Genomic DNA, 9,957 nt, shown 5'->3' with positions numbered 1-9,957 from the left:
TTCGCCGAGCGCGGCCTTGGCGCCGAAGCCCTGGCGCGGGTGGCGGCGCGGCGCATGGCCGGCTTTCTCGCGACCGGCGCCTGGGCGGGTCCCCATCTGGCCGACCAGTTGCTGCTGCCCCTCGCCCTCGCCGGCGGCGGCGGCTTCACCACGGTGGCGCCCACCGGTCACTGCCTGACCAATGCCGAGGTCATCCATCGCTTCACCGGCCGCCGCATCGTCTTCACGCCGCAGGCGGACGGCACCCATGGGGTGGCGCTGGCCTGATCGCCACGCCACCGGTTGCCCGGCGGCCATCTCCCGCTACAATGGCGGGGCCATGGCCCTGATCCGCGTCACCCACCGGCTCTCGATCGACGAGAGCGAAATCACCGAGAGTTTCATTCAGGCCTCCGGTCCCGGCGGGCAGAATGTCAACAAGGTGGCGACGGCGGTCGAACTGCGCTTCGATGTCGCCAACTCGCCCTCCCTGCCGGAAGGCGTGCGGACGCGCCTGATGGCACTAGCCGGGCGGCGCCTGACCCAGGACGGTGTCCTCGTCCTCTTCGCCCGCCAGCACCGCACCCAGGAGCGGAACCGCGCCGACGCCCGCGAGCGCCTGGTCGAATTGATCCGCGAAGCGACGGTGGTGCCGGTGCAGCGCCGGCCGACCCGCCCCACCCTCGCCTCCAAGCAGCGCCGCCTCGCCGCCAAGGACCGGCGCGGCGACGTCAAAAAGGCCCGTGGCCGGCCCGACCTCGACTGACGGCGATCCAGCGGCCTCTCGCCGATCCGCTGACCGTGCCTCCATCTTCACAAGATCCGGCCTGCGCCGGGATGACGTTTTTTATAGAACTCGTCACTCCGGCGAAGGCCCGAGTCTCTACCCGCCTGCGCATTTTTCGCCATCATCAACGCCGCCCTTGCATTCGACTGCATTTAGATATATCTATCTTTCGACATATCGAAACAATGTCGGAGATGAGAATGCATATGTTCAAGGGCCACTGCGATGGCCATGGCTTCGGGCGGCGCTTCGCCCGGGGCGACGACGAATTCGGCGACCGTCCCAGGGGCGGGGGACGTCACATGGGCGGGGGTGGACGGCACGGCCGGCGCTTCTTCGATCATGGCGACCTGCGCCTCGTCGTGCTCGGCCTGATCGCGGAGAAGCCGCGCCATGGCTATGAAGTGATCAAGGCGATCGAGGAAGCGCTGGGCGGCCAGTACAGCCCCAGCCCGGGCGTGGTCTATCCCACCCTCACCCTCCTGGAGGAACTGGGCCATGTGGAAATCCAGCTGTGCGAGTCCAACCGCAAGCTCTATGCCGTGACCGAGGCGGGCCGCGCCTTCCTCGACACCAACAAGGGCGCGGTCGATGCCCTCTTCGCCCGCATGGCGGAAACCCGGGCGATCCATGGCGACGGTCCGCCGCCCCAGATCATCCGGGCGATGGAAAACCTGAAGACGGCGCTGCGCCTGAAACTCGCCGCCGGCAAGCCCTCGGACGAGGCGATCCGCCAGGCCGCCGCCGCCATCGACGCCGCCGCCCTCGCCATCGAAAACCTGTGAGGCAGTCTCATGACCCAATCGGAAAGCCACATCGCCACCACCTCGGCGAAACGCTACCTCGGCCAGCTGTGCAAGCATTTCGGCCACAAGATCCCGGTCGACCTCGACCTCGACGAAGGGCAGGGCCGCATCGCCTTTCCCTTCGGCGCCTGCCGGCTGGCGGCGGCGGACGGCACGCTGCACCTGACGGCCGAGGCGGAAGGACCTGACGCCCTCGCCCAGGTGCAGACGGTGATCGCCAGCCACCTGACCCGCTTCGCCTTCCGCGAAGAACTGGCGGTCACCTGGACCGTCAGCCCAGCGCCGTGATCACCACGGGCGCGACCGCGACATTGGCCAGCCCGGCGAGGATCATGACGAGGCCGGCGACCGAGCCTTCCTCGGCCCCGACCTCCCGCGCCTTGGCGACGCCCGCGCCATGCGCGCCCATGCCGAACAGCGCCCCCCGCGCCATGGACGAGCGCAGCGGCAGCAGTTTCAACAGGATGTCGCCGACGGCGGCGCCGATAATGCCGGTGACCATGACGAAAACCGCGGTCAGTTCCGGCAACCCGCCGACATGGCCCGAGACATTCATGGCGAAGGGCATGGTGACGGAGCGGGGCAGCAGGCTCTGGCGTAATTCCGGCGCAAGGTCGAGGAGACGGGCAAGGGCATAGCCGCTGCCTATCGCGATCAGGCTGCCCGCCATCACGCCGAGCGACAGGGGCAGCCAATGCCGCCGGATCACCGCCCGCTGGTCATAGATCGGCAGGGCGAAGGCGACGGTCAGCGGCCCGACCATGGCCATCAGCACATGGCTTCCCCGCAGGTAGTCGCCGTAACTCGCGTGAAGCCAGACCGCGATGCCGAGCAGGATCAGCGGCGTCGTCAGCAGCGGCGAGACATACCACCCCGGCCAGCGGCGATAAACCGTCCGGCACAGGAGATAGGCCAGCAGCGTCGCCGCCGGCCAGAACGGCAGGCTCCAGTCAATGGTCATGGCGAAGCTCCGCACGCGCCATCAGGCGCTGGACGGTCTCGACCGTCAGGGCCGTGCCCGCCATCACCAGCAGGGTGCCGCACAGGATCGCCGCCAGCAGCTTGAGACCGAGGAGACCGATGAATTCGCCATGGTCCAGCAGCCCCATGACGGCGGGGACGAAGAACAGCAGCATGTCGGCCAGCAGCACATCGGCGCCGCGCCGGATCGACGCCGGCCCCAGGCCATGAGCCATCAGAAGCGCCAGCATCAGCGCCATGCCGATGATCCCGCCGGGCACCGGCAGGTCCAGCCCGCGCGATAAAGCATCCCCCAGCGCCCACACCCCGACGATCAGCGCGAGTTGCGCCAGCCGGCTGCGGCGGAGGAAGGCTTTCAGGCGAAGAGGCAGGCGATGCGCGGTCATGTCAGGGGTTCCCGGAATTCCCTTTCATATTGACCCGCCCGCGTTATAGATAAAATGAATTGTCTGAATGTTTTTCATTCCAGATTGGAATGCCAATGCACCTTCGCACCCTTCGCGCCTTCGTCGAGGTGGTTCGCCAGGGCGGTTTCTCGCCGGCGGCCAAGGTCGTCTTCGCCACCCAGCCCACGGTGTCCAAGGCGGTGAAGCAGCTCGAGGACGAGTTGGGCGTCACCCTGCTCGACCGCGCCGGGCACCGGCCGGTGCTGACCGCGGCGGGCGCCATCGTCCAGCGCCGCGCCCTCGCCATCCTCGCCGAGCGGGACGACATGCTGCGCGAGATCGACGATCTGCGGGGCCTGCGCCGGGGCGAACTGCGCCTCGGCTTGCCGCCCCTGGGCAGCAGCCAGCTCTTCGCGCCGCTCTTCGCCGCGTATCGCCAGCGTTATCCCGGCGTCGAAATCCGTCTGGTCGAGCATGGCAGCAAGCGGCTGGAGGAAATCCTCCTGGCGGGCGAGATCGAGATGATCGCCACCCTCCTGCCCCTCGCCGACGATTTCGATTTCCAGCCCATCCGGCGGGAGCCGCTGACCGCGCTCATCCCCGCCAGCCACCCGCTCGCCGGGGCAAAGACGGTGGATTTCGCCGCCCTGCGCGAGACGCCCTTCATCCTGTTCGAAGGCGGTTTCGCCCTCAACGCCGTGATCATCGCCGCCTGCGAGCGCCGGGGCTTCATCCCGACCGAAGCGGCCCGCAGCGGCCAGATCGACTTCATCGCCGCCCTCGTCGCCGCCGGCCTCGGCGTCGCCTTCCTGCCCCGCATGATCGCCCTGCAACGCCCCCATCCCGGCGTCCATCTCGCCACCCTGACCGAACCCGGCATCGACTGGCACATGGCCCTGGCCTGGCGGCGCGGCGGCTATCTGTCGGACGCCGCGCGGGCCTGGCTGGCTCTGGCGCGGGGGGCGGGGTGAGGCATATCCCTCACGCCGCCCCGCGCGCCGCCTGATCCGCCATGCAGGCCGGCTCCAGCCTGGCCATGGCGTCGGCCTGGGAGAGGAAGACCTGGCCCGAGAGGTGGGTGAGGAAATGGGTGGTCTTGAGGCGGTCCATCACCGGGCCCTTCACTTCCGAGAGGTGGAAGGTGACGCCGGCGGATTTCAGGCGCTCGTCGATCGCCTCGAGACTTTCAAGGGCCGAGGCGTCGATCATGTTCACCGCCGAGCATAGCAACACGACATGTTTCACCGCCGGCCGGCTGGCGATCAGGTCGTAAATGCGGTCCTCGAGGAAGCGGGCATTGGCGAAATAGAGGCTTTCGTCGACGCGGATCGACAACACCGTCTCGCCGGTGATCACCTTGTGACGCTCGATGTTGCGGAAATGCTCGGTGCCCGGCACCCGGCCGACGATGGCCATATGCGGCCGGCTGGTCCTGTAGAGGAACAGGGCGAGCGAGACGACGACACCCGAGACGATGCCGATCTCGACACCCTCGAGCAGGACGACGACGATGGTGACCGCCATCGCGGCGAAATCCGCCCTCGAATAGCGCCAGGTGCGGCCGAGGGCGCCGAGGTCGACCAGGGAGAAGACGGCGACGATGATGGTCGCCGCCAGCACCGCCTGGGGCAGTTTCTCGAAGAAGGGCGTGAAGAACAGGATGGTCGCCAGGATGCCGGCGGCGGTGAAGACGCCGGCCATGGGCGTTTCCGCCCCGGCGTCGAAATTCACCACTGAACGGGTGAAGCCGCCCGTCACCGGATAGCCGCCGGACAGTCCCGCCGCGATATTGGCGGCGCCGAGGCCGAAAAGCTCGGTATTGGCGTCGATCCGCTGGCGCCGCTTGGCCGCGAGGGTCTGGGCGACCGAGACGGATTCGACGAAACCGACGATCGAGATGAGCAGCGCCGGCAGGGCGAGGCGCAGCCAGAGATCGACGTCGAACAGGGGCAGGGTGAGCGGCGGCAGGCCGCTGGGGATGGTGCCCACCACCTTCACCCCCGATTGATCGAGGGAGAGCAGGGCAACGAGCGCGGTCGAGGCGGCGACGGCGAAGACGGGCCCCGCCTTGGCCACGATGTCGGCCGCACCCGCCGGCAGGCCGAGGCGGCGCAGCAGGGGCTTCAGGCGCTTCCGCACCCAGAACAGGAAGGCGATGGCGGCGGCGCCGATGGCCAATGTAATGAAATTGGTGTCACCGATCGCCTGCCCGAGCCCCACGACGAGATCGGGCATCGTGTCGCCCGAGGCCTTGATGCCGAGGACATGTTTCAACTGGCTGGTGGCGATCAGCACGCCCGAGGCGGTGATGAAGCCCGAGATCACCGAATGGCTGAGGAAATTGGCGAGAAAGCCGAGGTTCAGCACCCCCATGAGGGTGAGGATCAGGCCGGATTCGACGGCGAGCACAAGAGCGGCGGCGATGAATTCCGGGCTGCCGGGCGTCGCCACCGCGCCGGCGGCGGCGGCGGTCATCAGCGAGACCACGGCGACCGGCCCGACCGCCAACGTCCGGCTGGTGCCGAACAGGGCATAGGCGACGAGCGGCAGGATCGAGGCATAGAGGCCGATATGGGGCGGCAACCCGGCCAGCATGGCGTAGGCGAGGCTCTGCGGCACCAGCATGATGGTGACGACGATGGCGGCGACCGCGTCACTGGTCAGATGGCGCCGGTCATAGGTGCGGGCCCAGTCCAGAAAGGGCAGCAGGCGCCGGACATCGAAGGACATGACTTACCCCTGTCTGCGGGCGCGGAAGCGGATCAGCGCCCCCGGCCCCTGATGGCCCCGGCCCTCGTCGAGCGAAACTTCGGGCGTTGCCAGATAATCGATGTGAAAGCCGGCGAAATCGCCGCGCAGTTCGTCTTCGGTATAGAGCCAGTCGAGGTTACGCGGCCCACCGGACGGTCGGCCCAGCTGTTCGGCGCGAAAACCCTCGATGATGACGAGACCGCCGGGGGCGAGGCCACGGACGATCTGGCCATGGAGGTCGCGGCGCAGCACCCGCGGCATATGGGCATAGACGGCGACGACGGCATCGAAGGCGGCTTCCGGCGCCGACCACAGGCCCAGATCCTGTTCCCGCACGGTGATCGGCAGGCGCAGCGCCGCCGCCCGCTCGGCCAGCTGGCGGCAGGCGGTGCCCGACAGGTCGAGGGACGTCACCCGAAAGCCCCGGGCGGCGAGGGCGAGGGCATTGCGCCCCTGCCCTTCCGCGAGGCACAGCACCCGGGCGCCATGGGGCAAGGCCAGCGAACAATCGATGACGAAGCCCGACGGGGCGAGGCCGTAAAGCGCCTCGTCGCCCCGGAAACGCTCGTCCCAGTCGGGCGCGGGCTTCGCCATCACCGGCCCTGCAGGCGCTTGGACTTGGCGCAATCGTCGAGGGAGGGGTTCTCCTCCCTCGGCTGCGGCTCGTGGGGCAGCAGCTTGGGCGCGGCCAGCCATTCCCGGCCCTTCAGCATCAGATCCCAGTAGAGCGTGGGCAGCAGATCGACCTTCAGGAACCAGGCGAGGCGGCGCGGCACGGCGGGATCGAGCGGGAAACTCGGCATCAGCTTGCCGCCATAGCCGAATTCCGCCAGCACCACCTTGCCCTTCTCGACCGTGAGCGGGCAGGAGCCGTAACCGTCATAGATCGCGCGCGGGCTCTTGCCGTCGAGTACGGCGATGATGTTCTCGGCGACGACCGGCGCCTGCTTGCGCACCGCCGCCGCCGTCTTGGCATTGGGCGCGGAGGACGCGTCACCCAGCGAGAAGACATTGCCGTAACGCTTGTGGCGCAGGGTTTCCTGATCGACATCGACCCAGCCGGCGGCATCGGCGAAGGGCGACTGGCGGATGAAATCGGGCGCCGTCTGCGGCGGCACGACATGGATCATGTCGAAACCCTTGGCGACGCGCGAGACCGTGCCGTCCGCCGCCTTCACGTCGAAATAGGCCTCGCGCTTCTCGCCGTCGATCGCCTTCAGGGTCGAGTTGAAGGCGAGATGGGCGCCGTATTTCTCGACATATTTCATCAGGGGCGGCACGAAGGTGGCGACGCCGAACAGCACCTGGCCGGCATTGTCCAGCTCGACCTCGATATCCTTCAGGACGCCGGTGCGATGCCAATGATCGCACGACAGATACATCGCCTTCTGCGGCGCGCCGGCGCATTTGATCGGCATGGGCGGCTGGGTGAACAGCGCCTTGCCCTTCTTCAGGCCCTGCACCAGTTGCCAGGTATAGGGCGCGAGATCGAACAGATAGTTCGAGGTGACGCCATTCTTCCCCAGCGTCTCGCGCAGGCCCTCGATCGCCTCCCAGCGCAACGTCAGGCCCGGCGCGACGATCAATGTCCGATAGGCCAGGCGGCCGCCGTCTTCAAGAACGACGAGATTGCGGTCCGGCTCGAAGCCGGCGGCGGCGGCGCGGATCCAGCGCACGCCTTTGGGGATCGCGCCGCTCATCGGCCGCTCGGTCTTTGCCCGGTCGAAGGCGCCGCCACCGACCAGGGTCCAGGCCGGCTGGTAGTAATGCTTGTCCGAAGGCTCGACGATGGCGATGGAAAGATCGGGTCGGCGCTTGCGGATGCTGGCCGCCGCCGAACAGCCGGCCGCGCCGCCGCCGATGATCAGCACATCGAAAGAGGTCGCCCGGGTGAAGGGCAGCACGTCGCCGCCCGCCGCGCCGCCGGACATCGCCGCCCGCTGCTCCAGCCGGCCGCGCAGATTCTCGAGATCATAACCCGCCGCCGCGGCGGCCGCGATCAGCGCGTCCGGCGTCAGGTGATGCGCCTCGGACAAAGCCCACAGCGTCGTCGAGCGGGTGCCGGTGCGGCAGAAGGAGACCACCGGCCCCTTCAACTCGGCGAGGGCGGCGGCATAATCCGCTACCGCCTCGTCCGAGACATTGCCCGAGATCGCCGGAACATGGCGATAGGCGAGGCCAAGGCGCCTGGCCGCCGCCTCGATCTCGGCCGAGGGCGGCTGGTCCGGCGCCTCGCCGTCCGGCCGGCTGTTGATGATGGAGCGGAAGCCCAGCGCGGAAAGCGTGCCGACATCGCCCGCGTTGATCTGCGGCGTGACGGACAGGAAGGGCGTCAGTTTCTTCAGGCTTTCCATGGGGCTCCCCCGAGCTTTTATCGTTGGGTGGACAGGATCAGATGAGGCGCGGCCGCAGGCTCGATAGATCACAGCCCGCGGCGGCGGCGGCGCCGATGATCTCGTCGGCCGGCTTGCTGCCGGCGAGCCCCAGCGCCCAGAGGACGGCGCAGCGATTGCCGGTCCGGCAATAGGCCAGCACCGGCCCCTTTGCCTCGGCCAGGGCCTTGGCGAAGGCCCCCACGGTGGCGGCATCAGCGGCCGCGGGCGAGGTGATCGGAATGTGCCGCGCCTCGAGCCCGGCCCTGGCCGCCGCGGCGGCGACGGTGGCGAAATCGGGCTGGCCCGGGTCCTCGCCGTCCGGCCGGTCGCAGACGATCATGGTAAAGCCCCGGCCGGCGAGATCCGTCACGTCGTCGGGCAGGATCTGTCCGGTTACAGCCAGTTCCGGGCTGATCTGCTTCAGCGCCTGCATGTCAGCGCCCGTTTGTCCGGCAGGTGCGGATACCCAGCAGGGTATAGAGCGGGCACCACGACATCGCCGCGGTCGCCAGCGGCACGATGCCGATCAGACCGAACCACTTCGCCTCGCCGTCCAGCAGGAACAGGAGGGAGAGCAGCACGAGCCCCGCGATGACGCGCAGCACGCGATCCAGGGTTCCGATGTTCGTGTTCATGATCAGACACTCCTCTCAGAGAGCGTTCAGGGGGATTTTCAAGTAACGGGTTCCATTGCTTTCGGCTGGCGGCAGCTCGCCCGCGCGCATGTTCACCTGCACCGATGGCAGGATCAGCCGAGGCATCGACAGGGTGGCATCTCGGGCTTTCCGCATGGCGACGAAGTCGCCTTCCGCGACGCCCTCGTGGACATGGACATTGGCGGATTTCTCGGCGCCGACCGTGGTTTCCCAGGCGTAAGAATCGCGGCCCGGGGCCTTGTAGTCGTGGCACATGAACAGCCGGGTTTCATCCGGCAGGGCGAAGATCTTGCGGATGGACTGAAACAGCGTCGAGGCGTCGCCACCGGGGAAGTCGCAGCGCGCGGTGCCATAGTCGGGCATGAACAGCGTATCGCCGACGAAACCGGCATCGCCGATGACATAGGTCAGGCAGGCCGGCGTGTGACCCGGGGTGTGCAGCACCCGACCCTCGATCGCGCCGACCTTGAACGTATCGCCATCGACGAAGAGCTTGTCGAACTGACGGCCATCGGTGGCGAATTCGGGCTCGGCGTTGAACACCTTGCCGAAAATGCCCTGCACCACCTTGATGTTGGCGCCGATGGCGATCTTGCCGCCCAGAACCTTCTTCAGGTAGGGCGCGGCCGACAGGTGATCGGCGTGGACATGGGTTTCCAGCAGCCATTCGACCGTCAGGCCCCGCGCCTTCACGAGGGCGATCAACTGGTCGGCCGAAGCCGTCGAGGTGCGGCCCGAGGCCGGATCGTAATCGAGGACGGAATCGACGATGGCGGCGACCTTGGTCGCCGGATCTTCGACCACATAGCTGACGGTGAAGGTTGGCTCGTCGAAGAAGGAATGGACAACGGGCTTCATGGCTTCAGCTCCTGGGCGGCACACGCCTTTTTATAACTGTATTATCTATGATTTCATAAAATTAAAATCAATATGAAATCACATCACATCGGCTGTCGAATGCCAGGGATCGATGCCTGGCGCCCGAATTTCGGGGCCGGGACAACAGGGAACGGTCGCGTCCGATGCCGATCACCCCTGCAAGATAGGGCTTGATCGCATATTTTCAATATATATTTGCGTAAATTATATAATGTAACGGCGTGGCGCGATGCTCCCGCCATCCCGGGCCATGGCGGATTGTCAGGAGCTCGCGGAGCAAATGTCCCGGCGGCTCAGCCGACCGGATTGCGCTGCGGACGGCGGACCGTCGGGAAAGCGGCGGCCTCGCCGAGCGAG

At 67.4% G+C, this 9,957-nt stretch carries 13 protein-coding genes; 5 read left to right on the top strand and 8 right to left on the bottom strand.

Annotated elements, in window-relative coordinates; all coding sequences use genetic code 11:
* The 4 genes from WAZ62_RS21910 to WAZ62_RS21895 form a co-directional block, all read left to right on the top strand.
* Positions 1–267: RNA 3'-terminal phosphate cyclase (locus tag WAZ62_RS21910; RefSeq protein WP_422645642.1), on the top strand; the 267-nt coding region annotated here is incomplete at its 5' end.
* 52 nt (positions 268–319) lie between these two features.
* Positions 320–745 carry an alternative ribosome rescue aminoacyl-tRNA hydrolase ArfB gene (gene arfB / locus WAZ62_RS21905; RefSeq protein WP_422645643.1) on the top strand — a complete coding sequence of 142 codons (426 nt, stop codon included), beginning with the start codon at positions 320–322 and terminating at the stop codon, positions 743–745.
* Between the two features lie 221 nt (positions 746–966).
* Entirely contained in the window at positions 967–1,551 is a 585-nt protein-coding gene (locus WAZ62_RS21900; protein WP_422645641.1) for a PadR family transcriptional regulator, read from the top strand.
* Between the two features lie 9 nt (positions 1,552–1,560).
* Positions 1,561–1,860: a DUF2218 domain-containing protein gene (locus tag WAZ62_RS21895; protein ID WP_422645640.1), complete on the top strand. Its 300-nt coding sequence runs from the start codon at positions 1,561–1,563 to the stop codon at positions 1,858–1,860.
* On the opposite strand, the gene WAZ62_RS21890 is transcribed toward WAZ62_RS21895, so the two are convergent.
* Entirely contained in the window at positions 1,844–2,533 is a 690-nt protein-coding gene (locus WAZ62_RS21890) for an LrgB family protein (RefSeq protein ID WP_422645639.1), read from the bottom strand. The genes WAZ62_RS21895 and WAZ62_RS21890 overlap by 17 nt on opposite strands.
* On the bottom strand, positions 2,523–2,939 hold the full coding sequence (locus WAZ62_RS21885; RefSeq protein WP_422645638.1) for a CidA/LrgA family protein: 417 nt from the start codon (positions 2,937–2,939) through the stop codon (positions 2,523–2,525). Before WAZ62_RS21885 ends, WAZ62_RS21890 begins: the two co-directional genes overlap by 11 nt.
* A 95-nt stretch (positions 2,940–3,034) precedes the next feature.
* Here WAZ62_RS21885 and WAZ62_RS21880 point away from each other — a divergent pair, with 95 nt between their 5' ends.
* Positions 3,035–3,910 (top strand): LysR family transcriptional regulator, encoded by an 876-nt coding sequence (locus WAZ62_RS21880; protein ID WP_422645637.1) that lies wholly within the window; start codon positions 3,035–3,037, stop codon positions 3,908–3,910.
* A 10-nt stretch (positions 3,911–3,920) separates the two neighbouring features.
* Here WAZ62_RS21880 and WAZ62_RS21875 read toward each other — a convergent pair whose 3' ends face one another.
* The 6 genes from WAZ62_RS21875 to WAZ62_RS21850 are packed head-to-tail and all read right to left on the bottom strand — an operon-like array spanning position 3,921 to position 9,579.
* Positions 3,921–5,669, bottom strand: coding sequence for a SulP family inorganic anion transporter (locus WAZ62_RS21875; RefSeq protein ID WP_422645636.1), 1,749 nt, complete (start codon positions 5,667–5,669; stop codon positions 3,921–3,923).
* Between the two features lie 3 nt (positions 5,670–5,672).
* The gene (locus WAZ62_RS21870; protein ID WP_422645635.1) at positions 5,673–6,284 is read right to left on the bottom strand and encodes a class I SAM-dependent methyltransferase; all 612 of its coding nucleotides are present in this window, start codon (positions 6,282–6,284) and stop codon (positions 5,673–5,675) included.
* Entirely contained in the window at positions 6,284–8,044 is a 1,761-nt protein-coding gene (locus WAZ62_RS21865; protein WP_422645634.1) for a TIGR01244 family sulfur transferase, read from the bottom strand. The genes WAZ62_RS21870 and WAZ62_RS21865 overlap by 1 nt, the downstream gene beginning before the upstream one ends.
* A gap of 37 nt (positions 8,045–8,081) precedes the next feature.
* Positions 8,082–8,498 (bottom strand): TIGR01244 family sulfur transferase, encoded by a 417-nt coding sequence (locus tag WAZ62_RS21860; RefSeq protein WP_422645633.1) that lies wholly within the window; start codon positions 8,496–8,498, stop codon positions 8,082–8,084.
* 1 nt (position 8,499) lies between these two features.
* Positions 8,500–8,700 carry a YgaP family membrane protein gene (locus WAZ62_RS21855; protein WP_422645632.1) on the bottom strand — a complete coding sequence of 67 codons (201 nt, stop codon included), beginning with the start codon at positions 8,698–8,700 and terminating at the stop codon, positions 8,500–8,502.
* Positions 8,701–8,715: 15 nt separating this feature from the next.
* Positions 8,716–9,579 (bottom strand): MBL fold metallo-hydrolase, encoded by an 864-nt coding sequence (locus tag WAZ62_RS21850; protein WP_422645631.1) that lies wholly within the window; start codon positions 9,577–9,579, stop codon positions 8,716–8,718.
* Positions 9,580–9,957: the final 378 nt, after the last annotated feature.

Source organism: Zavarzinia sp. (assembly GCF_049306435.1).
Taxonomy (GTDB): domain Bacteria; phylum Pseudomonadota; class Alphaproteobacteria; order Zavarziniales; family Zavarziniaceae; genus Zavarzinia.
Note: the sequence above shows the minus strand (reverse complement) of the source record. Positions and strands in the feature narration are given on the sequence as shown.